General features: G+C 55.8%; 17 protein-coding genes. 9 read left to right on the forward strand and 8 right to left on the reverse strand.

Going from position 1 to position 19,221, the window contains the following annotated elements; genetic code table 11:
* Positions 1-39 precede the first annotated feature (39 nt).
* The gene (metG, locus tag ACR6JA_RS12050; RefSeq protein WP_494492834.1) at positions 40-2,076 is read right to left on the reverse strand and encodes a methionine--tRNA ligase; all 2,037 of its coding nucleotides are present in this window, start codon (positions 2,074-2,076) and stop codon (positions 40-42) included.
* Between the two features lie 163 nt (positions 2,077-2,239).
* On the opposite strand from metG, the gene apbC reads away from it, so the two are divergent.
* Both apbC and ACR6JA_RS12060 read left to right on the forward strand, forming a co-directional pair.
* Complete coding sequence (gene apbC / locus ACR6JA_RS12055; RefSeq protein WP_213712651.1) at positions 2,240-3,352, forward strand: iron-sulfur cluster carrier protein ApbC; 1,113 nt, start codon at positions 2,240-2,242, stop codon at positions 3,350-3,352.
* Positions 3,353-3,436: 84 nt separating this feature from the next.
* Complete coding sequence (locus ACR6JA_RS12060) at positions 3,437-4,060, forward strand: glutathione S-transferase family protein (protein ID WP_494492835.1); 624 nt, start codon at positions 3,437-3,439, stop codon at positions 4,058-4,060.
* A 61-nt stretch (positions 4,061-4,121) separates the two neighbouring features.
* Here ACR6JA_RS12060 and ACR6JA_RS12065 read toward each other — a convergent pair whose 3' ends face one another.
* A complete protein-coding gene (locus tag ACR6JA_RS12065) occupies positions 4,122-4,547 on the reverse strand; it encodes a GNAT family N-acetyltransferase (protein ID WP_213712649.1) in 426 nt (141 codons plus the stop codon).
* Positions 4,548-4,715: 168 nt separating this feature from the next.
* On the opposite strand from ACR6JA_RS12065, the gene ACR6JA_RS12070 reads away from it, so the two are divergent.
* On the forward strand, positions 4,716-5,189 hold the full coding sequence (locus ACR6JA_RS12070; protein ID WP_008455188.1) for a YehS family protein: 474 nt from the start codon (positions 4,716-4,718) through the stop codon (positions 5,187-5,189).
* 51 nt (positions 5,190-5,240) lie between these two features.
* Here the strand turns inward: ACR6JA_RS12070 and ACR6JA_RS12075 are convergent, their stop codons facing one another.
* The 3 genes from ACR6JA_RS12075 to ACR6JA_RS12085 form a co-directional block, all read right to left on the reverse strand.
* Positions 5,241-5,534: a hypothetical protein gene (locus ACR6JA_RS12075; protein ID WP_494492836.1), complete on the reverse strand. Its 294-nt coding sequence runs from the start codon at positions 5,532-5,534 to the stop codon at positions 5,241-5,243.
* 220 nt (positions 5,535-5,754) lie between these two features.
* The gene (locus ACR6JA_RS12080; RefSeq protein WP_494492837.1) at positions 5,755-6,765 is read right to left on the reverse strand and encodes an alpha/beta hydrolase; all 1,011 of its coding nucleotides are present in this window, start codon (positions 6,763-6,765) and stop codon (positions 5,755-5,757) included.
* Between the two features lie 179 nt (positions 6,766-6,944).
* Positions 6,945-7,874, reverse strand: a complete 930-nt coding sequence (locus tag ACR6JA_RS12085; protein ID WP_494492838.1) for a LysR family transcriptional regulator — start codon at positions 7,872-7,874, stop codon at positions 6,945-6,947.
* Between the two features lie 71 nt (positions 7,875-7,945).
* Here ACR6JA_RS12085 and ACR6JA_RS12090 point away from each other — a divergent pair, with 71 nt between their 5' ends.
* The 3 genes from ACR6JA_RS12090 (at position 7,946) to ACR6JA_RS12100 (ending at position 10,667) form a co-directional block, all read left to right on the forward strand.
* Positions 7,946-8,947, forward strand: coding sequence for an aldo/keto reductase (locus ACR6JA_RS12090; RefSeq protein ID WP_494492839.1), 1,002 nt, complete (start codon positions 7,946-7,948; stop codon positions 8,945-8,947).
* 69 nt (positions 8,948-9,016) lie between these two features.
* On the forward strand, positions 9,017-10,240 hold the full coding sequence (locus tag ACR6JA_RS12095) for an MFS transporter (protein WP_166872434.1): 1,224 nt from the start codon (positions 9,017-9,019) through the stop codon (positions 10,238-10,240).
* A gap of 10 nt (positions 10,241-10,250) precedes the next feature.
* Positions 10,251-10,667 carry a GlcG/HbpS family heme-binding protein gene (locus tag ACR6JA_RS12100; RefSeq protein WP_213712644.1) on the forward strand — a complete coding sequence of 139 codons (417 nt, stop codon included), beginning with the start codon at positions 10,251-10,253 and terminating at the stop codon, positions 10,665-10,667.
* A 40-nt stretch (positions 10,668-10,707) separates the two neighbouring features.
* Here ACR6JA_RS12100 and ACR6JA_RS12105 read toward each other — a convergent pair whose 3' ends face one another.
* Entirely contained in the window at positions 10,708-11,721 is a 1,014-nt protein-coding gene (locus tag ACR6JA_RS12105) for a LacI family DNA-binding transcriptional regulator (RefSeq protein ID WP_494493250.1), read from the reverse strand.
* A 201-nt stretch (positions 11,722-11,922) separates the two neighbouring features.
* Here ACR6JA_RS12105 and ascF point away from each other — a divergent pair, with 201 nt between their 5' ends.
* The gene (gene ascF / locus ACR6JA_RS12110) at positions 11,923-13,380 is read left to right on the forward strand and encodes a PTS cellobiose/arbutin/salicin transporter subunit IIBC (RefSeq protein ID WP_494492840.1); all 1,458 of its coding nucleotides are present in this window, start codon (positions 11,923-11,925) and stop codon (positions 13,378-13,380) included.
* 12 nt (positions 13,381-13,392) lie between these two features.
* Complete coding sequence (locus tag ACR6JA_RS12115) at positions 13,393-14,823, forward strand: 6-phospho-beta-glucosidase (RefSeq protein ID WP_494492841.1); 1,431 nt, start codon at positions 13,393-13,395, stop codon at positions 14,821-14,823.
* Between the two features lie 125 nt (positions 14,824-14,948).
* On the opposite strand, the gene ACR6JA_RS12120 is transcribed toward ACR6JA_RS12115, so the two are convergent.
* Together ACR6JA_RS12120 and ACR6JA_RS12125 are read right to left on the reverse strand one after the other, a co-directional pair.
* Positions 14,949-17,081: a TonB-dependent receptor family protein gene (locus tag ACR6JA_RS12120; RefSeq protein WP_213712638.1), complete on the reverse strand. Its 2,133-nt coding sequence runs from the start codon at positions 17,079-17,081 to the stop codon at positions 14,949-14,951.
* Between the two features lie 204 nt (positions 17,082-17,285).
* A complete protein-coding gene (locus tag ACR6JA_RS12125; protein WP_494492842.1) occupies positions 17,286-18,416 on the reverse strand; it encodes an ABC transporter substrate-binding protein in 1,131 nt (376 codons plus the stop codon).
* Between the two features lie 189 nt (positions 18,417-18,605).
* Between ACR6JA_RS12125 and hopBF1 the strand changes: the two genes are divergently transcribed.
* On the forward strand, positions 18,606-19,217 hold the full coding sequence (gene hopBF1 / locus ACR6JA_RS12130) for a T3SS effector protein kinase HopBF1 (protein ID WP_213712634.1): 612 nt from the start codon (positions 18,606-18,608) through the stop codon (positions 19,215-19,217).
* Positions 19,218-19,221 lie beyond the last annotated feature (4 nt).

Here is a 19,221-nt window from a genome sequence, read left to right on the forward strand (position 1 = left end):
TTCACCCTCTCCCCGGAGGGGAGAGGGCTGGGTGGGGAATTACTTAACCGCCATGCCGGGCTGAGCGCCGCTGTCCGGGCTCAGCAGGAAGATGTCTTTCCCGCCAGGGCCTGCGGCCATCACCATCCCCTCAGACACGCCAAAGCGCATCTTACGAGGAGCGAGGTTGGCCACCATCACGGTCAGGCGACCTTCCAGCTTAAACGGATCCGGGTAAGCGGTACGAATGCCGGAGAAGACGTTGCGTTTTTCGCCGCCGAGATCCAGCGTCAGGCGCAGCAGCTTGTCGGAGCCGTCCACGAATTCTGCTTTCTCAATCAGCGCAATGCGCATATCCACTTTCGCGAAGTCATCAAAGGTGATGGTCTCCTGAATCGGATCGTCCGCCAGCGGGCCGGTTACCGGTGCCGCATTCAGCGCTTTCACTTCTTCTTTAGACGCTTCCACCAGGGCTTCCACCTGTTTGGTTTCAATGCGGTTATACAGCGCCTTGAAGCTGTTTACCTTGTGGCTCAGCAGCGGCGTAGCGATGCTGTCCCAGCTCAGTTCAGCATTCAGGAAGGCTTCTGTACGCTCGGTGAGCGATGGCAGAACCGGCTTCAGGTAGGTCATCAGCACGCGGAACAGGTTGATGCCCATGGAGCAAATGGCCTGCAGATCGGCATCGCGGCCTTCCTGCTTAGCCACAACCCACGGAGCCTGCTCGTCCACGTAGCGGTTAGCAATGTCCGCCAGCGCCATGATTTCGCGAATAGCACGGCCAAATTCGCGGCTGTCCCAGGCTTCGCCGATGCTTTCTGACGCGTCGGTGAAGGTTTTATACAGCTCGGCATCGGCAATCTCTGCGGCCAGCACGCCGTCAAAACGCTTGGCGATAAAGCCGGCGTTACGTGACGCCAGGTTAACCACTTTGTTGACGATGTCGCTGTTCACGCGCTGCACGAAGTCTTCCAGGTTCAGGTCGATATCGTCGATGCGGGAAGAGAGCTTCGCGGTGTAGTAGTAGCGCAGGCTGTCGGCGTCAAAGTGCTTCAGCCAGGTGCTGGCTTTGATAAAGGTGCCGCGAGACTTGGACATCTTCGCGCCGTTAACCGTCACATAGCCGTGAACAAACAGGTTGGTTGGCTTGCGGAAGTTACTGCCTTCCAGCATGGCAGGCCAGAACAGGCTGTGGAAGTAAACGATGTCTTTACCGATGAAGTGATACAGCTCGGTCGTAGAATCTTTCTTCCAGTATTCGTCGAAGCTGGTGGTGTCGCCGCGCTTGTCGCACAGGTTCTTAAAGGAGCCCATGTAGCCGATTGGCGCATCCAGCCAGACGTAGAAATATTTGCCCGGAGCGTTCGGGATTTCGAAGCCGAAGTAAGGTGCATCGCGGGAGATATCCCACTGCTGCAGACCGGATTCGAACCACTCCTGCATCTTGTTCGCCACCTGCTCCTGCAGCGCGCCGCTGCGGGTCCACGCCTGCAGCATTTCGCTGAAGGACGGCAGGTCAAAGAAGAAGTGCTCGGAATCACGCATTTCAGGCGTCGCGCCGGACACCACGGATTTTGGATCGATAAGCTCAGTTGGGCTGTAGGTGGAGCCGCACACTTCGCAGTTATCGCCGTACTGATCCGGGGCTTTACATTTCGGGCAGGTGCCTTTGACAAAACGGTCCGGCAGGAACATGCCTTTTTCCGGATCGTAGAGCTGAGAGATAGTGCGGTTTTTAATAAAACCGTTCTCTTTCAGGCGGCCATAAATCAGCTCCGACAGCTCGCGGTTTTCGTCGCTGTGGGTGGAGTGATAGTTATCATAGCTGATATTAAAACCTGCAAAATCAGTCTGATGCTCCTGACTCATTTCGGCAATCATCTGCTCTGGGGTGATATCCAGCTGCTGTGCTTTCAGCATGATAGGCGTGCCGTGGGCGTCGTCTGCGCAGATGAAGTTAACCTCGTTGCCGCGCATTCGTTGGTAACGGACCCAGACATCAGCCTGAATATGCTCCAGCATGTGACCGAGGTGGATTGAGCCGTTTGCGTACGGCAGGGCGCACGTTACCAATATTTTCTTCGCGGGTTGAGTCATAGTGGGAATTGCATCTTCTGATTTTAAAAAAGGGGACTTGATATTACCGGATTGGCAATTGTTTAGTAACCCCAAAGCCCGCAATAACCGCACATGAATAGGCGGCGTGGTTTCTGGTATGCTTAGCGGATTGCAATGTCCGATAAAAACATAAGGAGTCGGGATGAATTCGCAATCCCCGTCCAGCAAGTCCCCGGAACAGCTACGCGCGATGGTTGCCGGGACCCTGGCTAATTTTCAGCACCCTACCTTGAAACACAACCTTACCGCGCTGAAAGCGCTGCACCATGTCGCCATGCTTGACGACACGCTGCACGTTGAACTGCAGATGCCGTTCGCCTGGCAAAGCGGATTTGACGCCCTGAAAGAGAGCTGCAGTTCAGACCTGCTGCGGATCACCGGCGCGAAAGCAGTAGACTGGAAGCTAAGCCATCACATCGCCACGCTGAAGCGAGTGAAAAACCAGCCCGGCATTAACGGCGTTAAAAATATTATTGCCGTCAGCTCCGGCAAAGGCGGGGTAGGGAAATCAACCACTGCGGTAAACATGGCGCTGGCGCTGGCGGCCGAAGGGGCCAAAGTCGGCATTCTGGATGCCGATATTTACGGCCCGTCGATCCCAACCATGCTGGGGGCCGAACACGAGCGTCCAACCTCCCCGGACGGCAAGCACATGGCACCGATCGTGGCGCACGGCCTGGCAACTAACTCGATCGGTTACCTCGTTACCGACGAAAACGCCATGGTGTGGCGCGGCCCGATGGCCAGCAAAGCGCTGATGCAAATGCTGCAGGAAACCCTGTGGCCGGATCTGGACTACCTGGTTATCGATATGCCGCCGGGTACCGGTGACATCCAGCTGACGCTGGCGCAAAACATTCCGGTTACCGGGGCGATGGTCGTGACCACGCCGCAGGACATCGCGCTGATTGACGCCCGTAAAGGGATCGTGATGTTCGAGAAAGTTGAGGTGCCGGTGGTAGGTATTGTCGAGAATATGAGTATTCATATCTGTAGCAACTGCGGCCACCAGGAGCCGATTTTCGGCACCGGCGGCGCGGAGAAGCTGGCGCAGCAGTATCACACTACGCTGCTGGGGCAGTTGCCGCTGCACATTACCCTGCGTGAAGACCTCGACGCCGGTAAGCCGACGGTCATTAATCGCCCGGAAAGCGACATCACTACGCTGTACCGCGAACTGGCGGGGCGCGTGGCGGCTCAGCTTTACTGGAACGGAGACGTGATCCCTAGCGAGATCGCCTTTAGAGCCGTGTAAAACGAGACGCCTCTCCCGTCATGGAGAGGCGTTTTTGTTTGCAAAAGTGAAACACCACGCTGTTGTGATTGAGGTTTGCAGGCGATGATAAGAATACTGGGCAAACGCTCATCAATTAACGTACGCAAAGCGCTGTGGACCTGCGAAGAGTCGGGGCTGGAATACCAGCAGGAAGATTATGGGAGCGGGTTCCGGTCGATTCAGTCTGCGGATTTCCTTGCCCTCAATCCCAATAGCCTGGTGCCGGTACTGCTGGATGACGATTTTGTACTGTGGGAGTCGAACAGCATCTGCCGTTATCTGGCGCGCAAAGCGGGGCGGGAAGATCTGCTACCTTCCACACCGCAAGGGGCGGCGGACGTCGAGCGCTGGATGGACTGGCAGGCAACGGAGTTTAACACGGCCTGGCGCTATGCGTTCATGGCTCTGGTACGTAAGGATCCACGTTTTCAGGATGCGAATCAGATTCAGGAAAGCATTACTGCCTGGACAGGTTGTGTGCAAATTCTCAATGAGCAACTTCAGAAAACCGGAGCATGGGTAACCGGCAGTCAGTTTACCCTCGCGGATATTGTCCTTGGCCTGTCGGTTAATCGCTGGAAGATGACGCCGTTCGCTCATCCTCAGATGGCGGAAATTGAGCGCTGGTATACCGCACTGAACCAGCGCCCGGCCTTTCGGCGTCATGGCAATAATGGCGTAGCGTAAGCAAAATTATCTACGCTACCCTTTTCCTTTATTCTCTATTCAGTTACTGCCGGTGGGGGGACTACCTCAACACAAAATGCATCAAATAGTATTCACCGTCTGGCCCCTCTCCCGGAGCCTCAATATGCCAGCCGTTACGTCGATAAAACTCAATCGCGTGTTCATTTCTCGCTAGGCACTTTAGCGAACCCGTGGCGGTAAATTCACTCTGCACTTTCTCCAGAAGCGCCTTTCCCGCGCCCGTTCCCTGATGTTCCGGGCTGACGAACAGGTTATGCAAAAAGTTATCCTGCACCCAGACGGAAGCGAAGCCGATGCGGTGGCCGTTATCTTCGGCTACCCAGATGCGTTCATCCTGAGTGGAGCTGTCAAAGTCTTCGAGCTGCCAGGTGCTGCCGTCGAGCCAGGGCCAGGCTTTGCGGCGGGCGTGAAGGTAAAGGGTGCGTAAGAAGGGACGATCGGATTCTTGCCAAAGTCGTAGGATCAAATGATTGCCTTTTAGGATGAAAGTTAGCCCATTGAGTCTACCCTTAAGCCTGAAGAGTGCCAATTCACCGCCGGTAAATTTAGCTCCGGCGGACAAATCCGCGCGGTTTTTGTTACAACGCGTTCGCTTCTCTATATACTGCCCGCTTTTGAGCCCTGAGATTGCCCCATGTTGAATAATGACGTACTGCTTAGCGTTCGCTACATGCTGAACCTGAATAACGATGGAATCGTGAAGATCCTTGCCTTGACCGGCACCGACGTCCCTGCGGAACAGATCGTTCCGTGGTTAAAGAAAGAAGACGAAGAAGGCTTTAAAGCCTGTCCGGATCTGATCATGGCGAACTTTCTTAACGGTTTGATCTACTTTAAACGCGGCAAAGACGAAAGCAAGCCGGAGCCGAAGCTTGAGCGTCGGATGACCAACAACATTATTCTGAAAAAGCTGCGTATCGCCTTTGAGCTGAAGTCTGACGACGTGCTGGAGATCCTGACCGCCCAGCAGTTCCGCATTTCTATGCCGGAAATTACCGCCATGATGCGTAACCCGGATCATAAAAACTACCGCGAGTGTGGCGATCAGTTCCTGCGCTACTTCCTGCGTGGTCTGACTCAGCGCCTGAAGCCTGCGAAAGCGGAATAAGACGTTGTGCGGGTGAGCGCCTCTCACCCGCCGGGCATAAGCCTTTAGCTATTACTTTTCTGTCGGAATGATTTCCCCGTGAGCCCGGTGTTTACCGGTCCAACTGACGGAAGGACTGCCGTCAGGCATCACGGCAATCGATAACACCACACCCTGGCCACGCGCCTCATAGAAATTATCGTTGACCTTTTTCAGCGCCATCTGCTTACCGTTCAAATAGACCGGCCCTCCGTTATCGATATGCACATCCCCCGGTGCACCGTGTCCGTTGAACAGCGGTAGGGCGGCGTTTGCCATGCCACTGACCAGACCCAGCGACAGCATCAACATTCTCAGTTTGCTCATCAGTCATTCACTCATCTGTCTTATTAATGATTCGTTTTATACCGGGATAATATGGATTCTATTATTTGCGGGTGGCTATCATGCGCTTTCGTGGGAGCATCACGTTGACGTAAATCAACCTGGATAATGTCGGCAGACGAATTATTTGCACGATCGATGAGGCGAGATAAAAACACAAAGAGGGATAACCGTTGTTATCCCCCTCAATACAACCTCGACATCAGTTCAGATGGGCACGTAACTCGCCTGCGGCCTGTGAAATGGCGGTACGCACTCCAGGCTCATCGCTGATGGCATTCAATAGACCGTAATCGTGGATCATGCCGTTATAGCGGGTCACGGTCACCGGTACACCCGCTTCGTCTAGCTTCCGGCCAAAGGCTTCGCCTTCATCACGCAGGACGTCAAGCTCCGCTGTTTGAATCAGAGTAGGTGGCAGGCCTTTCAACTGTTCACGACTGGCCTCCAGCGGTGAAGCCAGAATATTGTGGCGGTCGCTCTCTTTTGTGGTGTAGTTGTCCCAGAACCATTTCATCATGTTCTTACTGAGGAAATAGCCGTTTGAGAACTGGTTGTAAGAGCCTGTATCAAAGCGCGCGTCGGTTACTGGCCACAGCATAACCTGGTAGCGAATCGCCGGGGTTTGCTGCGCTTTGGCCTGCAGGGCTACGGCGGCAACCATGTTTCCGCCCACGCTGTTACCGGCCAGCGCAAGGCGACTGCCGTCTACACCAATTTCGCTGCCGTGTTCGGCCACCCAGCGTGTTGCTTCATAAGCCTGGTTGATGGCCACAGGGAAGTGCGCTTCCGGGGATGGGGTGTAGTTCACAAACACCGCCGCAGCGCCCGACTCAGAGACTAAATCGCGCACCAGGCGTTCATGAGTCTGGAAGTCACCCAGCACCCAGCCACCGCCGTGGAAGAACATAAATACCGGCAGTTTGCCGCTGGCATTTTGGGGCTTAACAAGGGTGAGCGTTAGCGGCTTGCCGCCAACGGTAATTGTCTTTTCAGAGACATCAGCGGGGGGAAGTTTGGCGCCTTTTTGGGCATCGATCAGGACCTGGCGGGCAGCCTGGGGAGGGAGTTGCTCGATGGGTTTGCCCCCACTGCTGTTTAAAACGGAGAGAAACTTACTCACGCCGACGCTCGGGGTCGGTGCGTCGGCGGCAAAAACAGGGGCCAGGCCGGAAGCGGTTAACGTCATGGCGATCAGTAGTGAACGTGGCATGTTATCTCCTTTGCGATTGTATCGCGTGCTACTTAGTTTGTTGTGGATTGTCGTTGTTGAGTGTTGGCGGTAGTGAATTTAAATAGTGCGCTATGTTATTGCAAGCTATTTAATAGCGAATTAATATGGAGTGGTGTTTACTGATTGATTTTTAAGATGAAGTATTTCTTTGTGTACTGTCAGTACAGCGTGGCCTCTCGCATCATCTCGATAAGCCGGCGTAGGCCGGGATGGAGCTGCCTGCGGCTGGGGTAATACATCACCATCGGTTCATCTTCACACACCCACTCCGGAATAACCTGCACCAGCTGCCCGCTCTCCAGCAGCGGCCGCACTCGCACATCCAGGCAATAAGCCAGCCCGAAGCCGTTCAGGGCGGTATCAATGATCATTTCGCTTTCATTGAGGATCAGCGAGCCGGGCACATCCAGCGCCAGCGCCTCTTTGCTCCGGTTAAGCTCCCATTTATACAGCGTGCCGTTGCCGAGCCGCATCCGGATGCACTGGTGCTGAAAGAGATCGTCCGGATGGTTCAGTGGGAGGTGCGCGGTATGGTTTAAATACTGCGGCGAGGCCACCACAATCCACCTAAGCTTGCGCGTCACGGGCATTGCAATCATGTCTCTAGGGACGCTCTCCCCGTAGCGAATCCCGGCGTCGTAGCCGCTGCCGATAATATCAACCAGCGTGTTATCGACGGTAATCTCCATCTGCAGCCGGGGGTACATCGCCATAAATTTTGCCAGCACGGGCGCAAACAGCAGCTGGGCGGCGTCTCGCGGGATATTGATCCTCAGCCGCCCGACCGGGGATTCGCGGTAATGATCCAGCTCATCAAGCGCCATACGGATATGGGAAAACCCGGTTTCCAGATGCCCAAGTAGCGCTTCACCGGCGTCGGTAGGTACAACGGAGCGGCTGGTGCGGTTGAGCAGGCGCACCCCCAGTCGCTCCTCCAGCCCGCGCATCGTGTGGCTTAGCGCAGAGGTAGACACGCCCAGCTCAGAGGCGGCAAGACGGAAGCTTTTCCGGCGGCAGATGGTCAAAAAAACGTTGAGATCGGCGAGTTCGCCACGGACCGGAACCGGCATAAAAGGGGCCTCTGTCATCAAGGGTTCGTTGAAATTAATTCAACTTAACATGAGTTACAATTGGTTCACAGAACAGACAGGGGCAAATCATGGCAATCGAAACAATTCACATCGCGGGCATCTCTGAGCCCGTCAGCCGTATCGGCCTGGGCACGTGGGCCATTGGCGGCAGCATGTGGGGCGGCAGCAACGACGGGCAGTCGATAGCGACGCTGCATGAAGCGCTGGAGCGCGGCATCAACCTTATTGATACGGCGCCGGTGTACGGCTTTGGGCATTCCGAAGAGGTGGTGGGCAAAGCGCTGGTGGGCCGTCGGGACAAAGCGATTATTGCCACCAAAGTGGCGCTGGACTGGGACGACGCCGGGCGGGTGACGCGTAATTCCACGCCGCAGCGCATTCGTCAGGAAATTGAAGACTCGCTTCGCCGCCTGCAAACGGATTATATCGACCTGTATCAGGTACACTGGCCGGACGATTTAGTGGCGATAGACGAAACCGCGCGCGTGCTGGAAACGCTGCATCAGCAGGGGAAATTCCGCGCCCTCGGCGTCAGCAACTATTCCCCAGCGCAAATGGACAGATTCCGCAGCGCCGCGCCGCTGGCAACCATGCAGCCACCCCTCAATCTGTTTGAACGCGGCGCGACAGAAAAGGATCTTCTGCCCTATGCGAAATACCATCAGATGGTGGTGCTGGCCTACGGCGCGATTTGCCGAGGCTTGCTATCCGGCCGCATGACGCCGGAAACCGCGTTTGGCGAAGGCGACCTGCGCAGCTTTGATCCGAAATTTCAGCCGCCGCGCTTTGCGCAGTATCTGGCCGCAGTCGAAGAATTGAAAGCGTTTGCTGCAGAGCGCTACGGCAAGAGCGTGATGGCCCTGGCACTGCGCTGGGTGCTGGATGCCGGCCCAACCATTGCGCTGTGGGGCGCTCGTCGTCCTGAACAGCTCAACGGGGTGGAAGACGTGTCCGGCTGGACGTTGACCGCCGAAGACAAATGCGATATTGATCACATTTTAGCCAAGCATATTAGCACCCCGCTGGGGGCCGAATTTATGGCACCTCCGCACCGGAAAACATCGCCTTAGTTCTCTCTCGCGCCCCGCTGAACCGCGCCGGGGCGTATTTTGTTGTTCACCTGCACAAGTCAAAAAACTATGTCATCACTTAATGAACAAACCCTGGAACAGGGGGCTGAGACGGTTTCCCTGTCGCGAGCGGGGCTGCTAAAAGCGCTGTTCGCGCTCGGCATGGGCGGCTTCGCCATCGGTACCGGCGAATTCGTCATCATGGGACTGCTACCCGATGCCGCAAACGGGCTGCACGTTTCTATTCCTTCTGCGGGCCACCTGATCAGCATTTATGCGCTGGGCGTGGTGGTTGGCGCTCCGCTGCTGGCGGTGCTGGGTGCCCGCATGGCGAGGCGTGACTTTCTGATTGCCCTGATGGCGATGTTTGCCGTTGGCAACCTGTTGAGCGCTTTTGCACCAGGCTACTACTCCATGATGCTGGCGCGCTTCCTGGCCGGTTTCCCGCACGGCACGTTCTTTGGCGTCGCGGCTTTGCTGGCGGCAAGCCTTGTGGAGCGTTCTAAGCGGGCGCAGGCGGTGTCGATGGTGCTGCTCGGCCTGACGATAGCCAACTTACTCGGCGTGCCCGCCGTGGCGGCCATTGGGCAGCTGTTCGGCTGGCGCAGCGCGTTTGCTATCGTGGGCGGGCTTGCCGTGCTGACGCTGATTCTGGTGTGGATCTGGGTGCCGTGGCATGCCGGGGATAAAGACGCCAGCCCGCTGCGTGAGCTGACCGCGTTGACCCGCAAGCAGGTGCTGCTGACGCTGGCTATCGGCGCGATTGGCAGCGGCGGAATGTTCTCCGTCTTCAGCTACGTTAAGCCAACGATGCTGGAGCTGGCGCACCAGTCAGTAGGCATGATCCCGGTGATCCTGTCGATGTTCGGCCTGGGCATGATTGTCGGTAATATCGTCGGCGGCCGCCTGGCGGATCGCGGGCTGGAGAAAACCGTTCGCCTGCTGCTGATTTGGGCGATTCTGGTGCTCAGCGCTTACGTTTACACCTCGCACTATCCGTGGCTGGGCGCGGTCACCGTGATGTTGGTTGGCACAATGGTGTCGCTTTCTTCGGTGCTGCAAATTCGCCTGATGGACGTGGCCGGTGACGCGCAAACAATGGCGGCGGCGATGAATCACTCGGCGTTCAACATTGCCAACGCGTTAGGCGCCTGGCTTGGTGGGGTGACCATTTCCGCAGGCTTTGGCTGGGAGTCCACCGGCTGGGTCGGGGCAATTCTGGCGGTCTTCGGCCTGCTGATCCACACCTGGGCGGTTATTGACGCCAAAAAACATCCGCCGTTAGCACATTGAGGTTTTCATCGTGACAGTCAGTTTAGTTCTTGCAGAAGCGCTGATAGCCGGCGTCAAAACGGCGGTGGAGGCCCACAGCTTTCCTCCGGTTTCCGTGGTGGTGCTGGACAGCGGCGGCCACCTAACGGCCTTTGCCCGCATGGACGGGACATTCCTGGCCACCATTGATATCGCTACGCGCAAAGCGCGTACGGCGGTGCTGTTCCAGGCCAATAGCGAAGATGTCGGCGCTAATTTGCACCCGAACGGCCCGGCGTATTCGCTGGAAAACAGCAACGGTGGGCTGGTGGGCATTGACGGCGGTATCCCGCTGCGCAACGCGGAGGGCGCGGTTATTGGCGCGATTGGCGTGTCGGGGGCCACGAAAGAGCAGGATGGGCAAATTGCTGCTTTTGCCGTAGAAGCGGTGTTTGGTAGTCGAGCTTAATGACAGAAAAGGAGCGAATTCCGCTCCTTTTTCTTTTACCTTATTTTGGCTGAAAATACGGTCCTTTCGTCACAGAATCGCGCACAATCATCTCAGAACTGTACAAGTTATCCCGTGAGAAATAGCCGCCGTCCAGCATCGCCGTCAGGCGGTTAATCACTTCATGGATCATCTCGCTCACCGGCTCTTTCACGCTCGACAGCGGCGGGGTGAGAAAAGCCCCGGTCGGGACATTATCAAAGCCAATAACCGACACATCGCGCGGCACCGACAGGCCCGACAGGCCGAGCCTGCTGATAGCGCCGATAGCCATGTCATCGTTGCTGGCGACCAGGGCGCTAAAATCTAGTTTCGCTGAGAGCAGCGTTTCTACCGCCGCCGACCCGCTGGCAGGCGTCCATTTTCCGGTGGCGATAAGCTCGTCCCGGACCGGCAATCCGGCCTGCTCCAGCGCTTCGCGGTAGCCAGACAGGCGCTCTCTCGCCGTGGGGGAGTCGAGGACGCCGGTGATAAAGGCGATATCCCGGTGGCCCTGGTCAATCAGGTAGCGAGTGGCCTTGAAGCTGGAGCCTTTGTGATCGCAGCAAATGCAGTGGCTCTGGTGTTTACGCAGCTTGCGGTTCATCACCATGATCGGCTGCTTATGCTGCTCAATCAGCGCATCCATCTCATCCACGCTTAAAAAACGCGGGTAAATGATCACCGCGTCGCAGTGCAAATCGAGCAGAAACTGCACGGCAGCCTGCTCTTCCTGGGCGCTGTGTTTGCCGTCGACCAGAATCAGCTGACGCCCGCTGGCTTCGAGCTTTAGCGCAGCCTGGGAAAGCAGTTCGCTAAAATAGTTCCCGCTGTACAACGTGTTGGTCACCACCAGGCCGATGTAGCCTGATTTGCTGGTCGCAAGATTGCGTGCCAGCAGATTAGGGCGATATCCCGTTTCCTGAATGGCCTGGTACACCTGCGTTTTAGTGGCCTCGCTCACGTAGCCCTTGCCCGACAACACGCGCGAAACGGTCGCCTTTGATACGCCTGCTTTTTTCGCCACTTCCTGCATCGTCGACATAAAGGCTTCTCGTAAGTTCGTCATTTCTGACCATTTTACACTTTTCGCGGCCAGGGCGCAGCGCAGCCTGTATTTCGATGTAAATCACAAAAATCGATCTCAATAAAAATAATCATTGTGATCTAATTTTCAACTACACATGATTATGTGGAACCGGTTACCTACAAAATCATAACAAGAGAGTTTCACCTCATGGCTAACAAGTACGAGGCAGTATCCCGACAGATTGTTGAGGCTTTAGGCGGCGCGGAAAACGTGGTGGCGGTAACCCATTGCATGACGCGGCTGCGCTTTGTATTACAGGACGATGCAAGGGTGGACAGCGCCCGGCTGAAGGCCATTTCCGGCGTGCTGGGCGTGGTGAAAAACGACCAGCAATGTCAGGTCATCATCGGCAACACGGTATCTCAGGCCTACGCTGAAGTGCTGAAACATCTCCCCGAAGGAGCTGGCGACAGGCCGCAGGCGGCAAAGGGAAAACTGACCCTGAAACGCATCGGCGCGGGCATCCTGGATGCGCTGATTGGCACCATGTCGCCGCTTATCCCGGCGATTATCGGCGGCTCAATGGTGAAGCTGCTGGCGATGATCCTCGCGATGACCGGGTTATTTGAAACGACCTCTTCGACACTGATTATTCTTAACCTCATCGGTGACGGCGCTTTCTTCTTCCTGCCGGTGATGGTGGCGGCTTCTGCCGCCGTGAAATTTAAAACCAACATGTCGCTGGCGATTGCCATCGCCGGGGTGCTGGTGCATCCGGCCTTTATTGACCTGATGGCCAAAGCGGCCCAGGGGCAGACGGTTGATTTTATGGGCGTGCCCGTCACTGCCGTGAAATACACCTATACCGTGATCCCCGCGCTGGTGATGACCTGGCTGCTGTCGTACATCGAAAAAGGCGTGGATCGTATTACGCCAGCGGTGACCAAAAACTTCCTCAAGCCGATGCTGATCGTGCTGATTTCCGCGCCGATAGCGATTTTGCTGATTGGACCGATGGGGATCTGGATTGGCAGCGGGATCTCTTCGCTGGTGTACACCGTTCACGGTTATCTGGGCTGGCTGTCCGTCGCCATCATGGGGGCTATCTGGCCGCTGCTGGTGATGACGGGCATGCACCGCGTCTTCACGCCGACGATTATCCAGACCATTGCCGAAACAGGCAAAGAAGGCATGGTTATGCCGTCTGAAATTGGCGCTAACCTGTCCCTCGGCGGGTCGTCTTTGGCCGTAGCCTGGCGGACGAAAAACCCTGAACTGCGTCAGACTGCGCTTGCTGCTGCGGCATCGGCAATCGTGGCCGGCATTTCAGAGCCTGCGCTTTACGGCGTCGCGGTGCGGCTGAAACGCCCGCTGATTGCCTGCCTTATCAGCGGTTTTATTTGCGGGGCCGTCGCCGGTATCGGCGGCCTGGCCAGCCATTCTATGGCCTCGCCGGGGCTATTCACCAGCGTGCAGTTCTTCGATCCCGCCAACCCGATGAGTATCGTTTGGGTGGGGGCGGTAATGATTCTGGCCGTGGTGCTGTCGTTTATTACTACGCTTATTCTCGGCTTTGAAGATATTCCAGTGGAGGAAGTGAAAGCCAAAGAGCAGGACAGCAGCACGGCATTTGTACGACCAGATAATGCAGTAAAAACACTTTAAGCAGAGGTAAGCATGGCTGAGACAGTTTTTCCAAAAGGATTTTTGTGGGGCGGCGCTATTGCGGCTAATCAGGCAGAAGGCGCGTATGAGGCGGGCGGTAAGGGGCTGAGTACCGTCGATATGATCCCCCATGGCGACAACCGCCTTGGGGTAAAGCTTGGGGTGGAAAAGCGGTTTGCGCTGCGCGACGATGAATTTTATCCGAGTCACGAGGCCATAGATTTTTACCATCGCTATAAAGACGACATCGCGCTGCTGGCAGAAATGGGCTTCACCGTGTTCCGAACCTCCATCGCGTGGAGCCGACTATTTCCCAAAGGGGATGAAACGACGCCGAACCCGGAAGGGATCGCGTTCTACCGCGACCTGTTTGCCGAGTGCAAGAAATACAACATCGAACCGCTGGTGACGCTGTGTCACTTCGATGTGCCGATGTACCTGGTGCAGGAATACGGCTCATGGCGCAACCGTAAAATGGTGGAGTTTTTCAGCCGCTACGCGCGCACCTGCTTTGAGGCGTTCGACGGCCTGGTGAAATACTGGCTGACCTTCAATGAAATTAACATCATGCTGCACAGCCCTTTCTCCGGTGCGGGACTGGTCTTTGAAGCAGGAGATAATAAAGAGCAGGTGATGTACCAGGCCGCGCACCACGAGCTGGTGGCCAGCGCGCTGGTCACTAAAATCGCCCATCAGGTTAACCCGGTAAATCAGGTTGGTTGCATGCTGGCGGGGGGGAACTTCTACCCATACAGCTGCAAGCCGGAGGACGTTTGGGCGGCGCTCGAGAAAGACCGCGAGAATCTGTTCTTTATTGACGTGCAGGCGCGCGGCGCTTATCCCGCTTACGCGGCACGAATGTTCCGTGAGAAAGGGATTGAGATTGTCACCGAGCATGGCGACGACGAGATCCTGAAGAACACCGTGGATTTTGTCTCCTTCAGCTATTACGCCTCGCGCTGTGCTTCGGCAGACATGAACGGGGGGAATACCAACCCGGCTAACATCATTAAATCGCTCAAGAACCCGCACATTACTTTCAGCCAGTGGGGCTGGGGCATCGACCCGCTCGGGCTGCGCATCACGATGAACATGATGTACGACCGCTATCAGAAACCGCTGTTCCTGGTGGAGAACGGGCTGGGCGCGAAGGACGAAATGAACGCCGACGGGGAAATCAACGATGACTACCGTATCAGCTATCTGCGGGAACACATTAAAGCCATGGGCGAGGCGATTGAGGACGGTATTCCGGTTATAGGCTACACCTCGTGGGGCTGCATTGACCTGGTGTCAGCGTCAACCGGGGAGATGAGCAAACGCTACGGCTTTGTGTATGTCGATCGTGATGATGAAGGGCAGGGAACGCTGGCGCGCACGCCGAAGAAGTCGTTCTACTGGTATAAGAAGGTGATTGCCAGTAACGGCGGGGATCTGGCGTAATTTTCCCCTCACCCCGGCCCTCTCCCCAGAGGGGCGAGGGAGAAAAAACTCCCCGGAAGATGAGGGGAAAAACACTGCTTTATTCCCTCTCCCTGTTAGGGAGAGGGTTAGGGTGAGGGTCGTTATCAGAACGCCATCGAAGCCTGTACGAAGTAGGTACGCGGCTCACCTACGTATTTCCCAGAGTTATTGTCATTCGAACGCGTGTAATAACGCTGATCGAACAGGTTTTTAATCCCGGCACCCAGCTTCAGGTGAGACAGCGACGGCCCAAAGTCGTACTCGCCTCGCATATTCCACACCATATAGCCTGCGATATTACCAAACTGCCCATCCGCGCTTTCGTCGGTGATGTAGTTCGGCCCGGTACCCGGAGAGCTCTGTTTAGACTGTGCAAAACTGTCCAGATTCCATACCCAGTTACCGGTCGCGTAGCGGGTGCCCATGGTGTACACCTGGCGAGAGTAGAACGGCAGATCTTTCCCGGCGAAGTCCCCTTTGTCACTGGTGGCTTTGGTGTAGGTGTACGTGGTGTAAACGCTCACGCCGTCCAGTGCGCGGTCGACTTCGCTTAGATCGTAATTTAGCGCCAGTTCAAGGCCCTGGTGTTTGGTTGCACCGAGGTTCGTCCAGCCCACAATGTTGTTGATGTACTGCAGCTGATCGTCGAAGTCGATGTAGAACAGCGTCGCTTCAGCCTTCAGCGCGGTGTCGTCATAACGGGTACCGAACTCATAGGTATGCGCTTTTTCCGGGGTCAGGCCGGCTGCCGGCTGATTGCCGCTGCCGCCGCGGGTGAGCTGGAAGTACTGCATACTGCCGAAGGAGGTGCTGGCGTTGGCGAACAGTTTCCAGGCATCAGACATATGGTACATCACGCTGATAGAAGGCAGCGGCTGGCTGTAGGTCTTCTCGCGATCGATGTTCTGGAAGGAGTCGCTGGTGTGCGTTTTGATGCTTTCATAGCGTAGACCCGGCGTAATCGTCCAGTCGCTGACGTTGATGGCATCATCAATATAGAAAGCGTTCGCTGCAGTACCGCCCGAGCTGTGCTGGTAGTACTCGGTCATGTCCGGTTTGGTGAAGGTTGTCGCAGGATCATACGCTTTTGGCGTGCGGTAACCTTTCTCGTCCGACGTTTCGTTCAGGTAGCGGTAGCCCAGGGTGACTTCATGAGACATATCCCAGAAGCGGAACAGCTGAGAATAGGTTGGCTCAATCGCCCAGGTGGAGTAGTTGCGAGGCGCTGAGTTCAGGGTACGTTTGTTGCCCTTGAAATACTCCAGATCGCTGCTGCGGTAGCTGTCGGTGAAGTAGGTCAGGACTTCCAGCTTTTTATCGTCTTCTGTGTGCTTATATTTGAAGGACATGTCCTTGCGGCGGCCTTCAAAGCTGTCCCAGCGGCGGTCCGACTGGAACGGATCTTTTGCATACTGTGCGGTCGTCAGGCCGCCTGGCATACCTGACTGGGCTTCGTAATAGTGGAAGTTAGCCTGCAGCTCATCGCGATCGGTGAAGTTGTACTTGGTCTTCAGCATGAAATCGTCGATGTCGGTATTGTCGTTGCTTTCACGGTAGCCCTGGCCGTGCAGGCCGGAGTAGAGCAGTTCTGCACCAAAGCCGTTATCCGCCGTGCCGCCCACGGACGCGCTGGTCAGCGTTTTCAGGCCACCGTGGCTGGCGCCCTGGGTCTGGGCGCTGACGGTGCCGCCAAACTCTTTCGGAATGTCGCGAGTAACAAAGTTAATCACGCCGCCAACGTTTTGCGGCCCATAACGCACTGCGCCGCCGCCTCGAACCACGTCCACGGACTGAATGTTGCCCATGCCCAGCGGCGCCATGGAAAGCTGTGGCTGGCCGTAAGGGGCAACCGCGAGCGGCACGCCGTCCATCAGGATGGTTGAACGTGGGGACAGGCGAGAAGTCAGGCCGCGCACGCCAACGTTAAGGGAAATGTCGCTGCCGCCGGTGCCGTTGCTGTCACGCACCTGCACGCCCGGAATGCCTTTTAGCGCATCGGCTAGTGTCTCTGAACCTTGCTCACGAAGCTGCTGATCGGTCACGATCGAGCGCGCGCCAGGGTGGTTAAGCAGCACGGTGCTGGTGTCCGGATTATCCAGCCAGTTGCCGACGACGGTAATATCGTCAGCTTTTTTATCTGCGGGAGTTTTATCTGTTTGAGTGTTATCTGCGGCGAGCGCTGGCAGCGCAAATGCTATAGCGCTTGCCAGGAGAGAGACACGAAAAAGGGGGCGCATCATCATTCCTATAGAATTATGGGTTTGTCGTTATGAGTTTTTTTGGAAATGACAATCTTAATGATAATTATTTTCAAGTAAATAGTTTTGTTGCGGAATAATTCGGGATAAGGCGAAAAGTAAGCAAAAAAAAGCCGAGCAATGGATTTAGCGCTCGGCGATATAAATGACCGGGCTATTGCGTTAGCCCGGCCCGTTTTTACTTTATGGGGTAACCCAGAACACGCCGCTGTAATCCAGCGCGGTGAACTGCTTGTGAGCTTGCTCGATGTCGGCCTGTGGATCGATGTCTTTGAACAAATCCGGGTGCAGGAACTTAGCGATGGTTTCCACCGCAATATAGTTCAGCGGAGAGTCGTAGAATTGATGGTAAATCGCCATCACGCGCTTCTCTTTCACCGCCGTGAGCACGTTAATGCCGGTCCTGTTCATCAGCCCTTTGAGCTTCTGTTCGGCCACGGCTTTATCGGCCATATAGCCCAGCGGCACGGCTTTTGGCGAACGGTTGCCGCGGTTCCAGTCGGCGCCGGTCATCAGGTAAAAGTCCGGGTTGCTGGTGATCACCTGCTCGGTATTCACCTGGCCGCTCATTTCCGGGAACAGCTTGCTGCCAATATTGTTGCCACCGGCGGTATCAATAAACTGGCCGTAGCTGCCCTTGCCGAAAGTCTGGCAACATTCGTCGCCGCGAATGCCCGCCGCGCGTTCAATAAACACGCTCGGGCGCTGCTCAGGTTTCAGCGTAGCTACGCGCTCGCGCACCAGGTTCATCCGCTGCTGGTAGTGCTGAATAAAGGCGTCGGCGTTTTGCTGTTCATCAAATACTTTACCCAGCAGTTCGATACTAGGCAGAGTGTTGGTCAGCGGCTGCTGGCGGAAGTCGATAATCAGCACCGGAATGCCTACTTTTTCCAGCTGGCTCAGCACGCCGCTGTTTTTCAGCTTGGCCAGCACGCCGATGTCAAAAATGATCAGATCCGGCTGTAAGGTAACCGCTTTTTCGACGCTGAAATCCGTGTAGTACGGGTTTTCAAACATCGTGATTTTGCTTACCTGCGGGAATTTTCGCGCATAGGCGTCTGCCAGATCGGGCGCTTTGGTCTTCAGCGAGTCATCCCAGGCAATGATGTTTTCCAGCGGATCCTTCGGGTGAATAATATTCAGCGCCAGCAGGGCTCGCGCATCGGCCAGCATCACGCGCTTTGCCGGATGGGGCAGCGTCACTTCCCGGCCTGCTACGTCGGTAACAACAATCGGTGCGGCCTGGGCTGCGAAGCTCAACAAGGCAACGGCGGCAAGCAGCCAGCGAGCTTTGGCGGTTAACACTGTGAACATGGATGACCTTCAGAACGGGAAAATTTTGGAAGGGAATGATAATCGATCTCATAGCGTTTGGAATGGGGACGCCGGAATTTTTCTGGTTACGAAAGGTGCCAGGGCAAGGCTGACGGGAACCTACGGGCTACCAGAGTCACTCAAGGGTTTGGCTATAGCGCGGCGTTGTACCGCAGAGGAGAGTCCATCGTGTATACCGTTTCAAACAATGCAGCTCAGGGGCGGCACTTGCATACGTCTAATGTACAGACACCGGCTACGGCGTTTCAGGATGTGCCATCGCTGGGGCAGAAAATCGGCGCGGGGAGTCAAAAAGATGTCTTTCATTCACGGCAGGATCCGCGCAAGTGCGTATGCCTGTTCAGACCCGGCACCACCGGCACAATTTCGGCGGAACAGTACGCTTTGAAAGAGCTTGAAACCACCAAACAGCTCAAGCATCTCGGCTTCCCCGTGGTGGATGCCCATGCCCTGGTCAAACATGGCGGCAGCGTCGGCGTGGAGAAAGACTATATCCACAACGCTTTTGATTCCGAAGATATCGTAAATAATAAGAAAAGCCTGCCGGATGATAAGAAATTCAATCAAAATGTCCTGGCCGACTGTAACGCCATTATTAACAAGCTGAAAAATCATGAATTGCACATCGACGATCTGCAATTCTTAGTCGACAGCCATGGCCGCGTGCTGATTAACGATCCGCGCGATGTGATTCGCTCCTCGCCGGAGAAAAGCATCAGTAAAGTCAACGAGCTGCGGGCTCATGCTTTAAATAACCTGCTGGATATTGATAGCGACTAGCAGT

Source organism: Cedecea sp. B1(4), assembly GCF_059414925.1.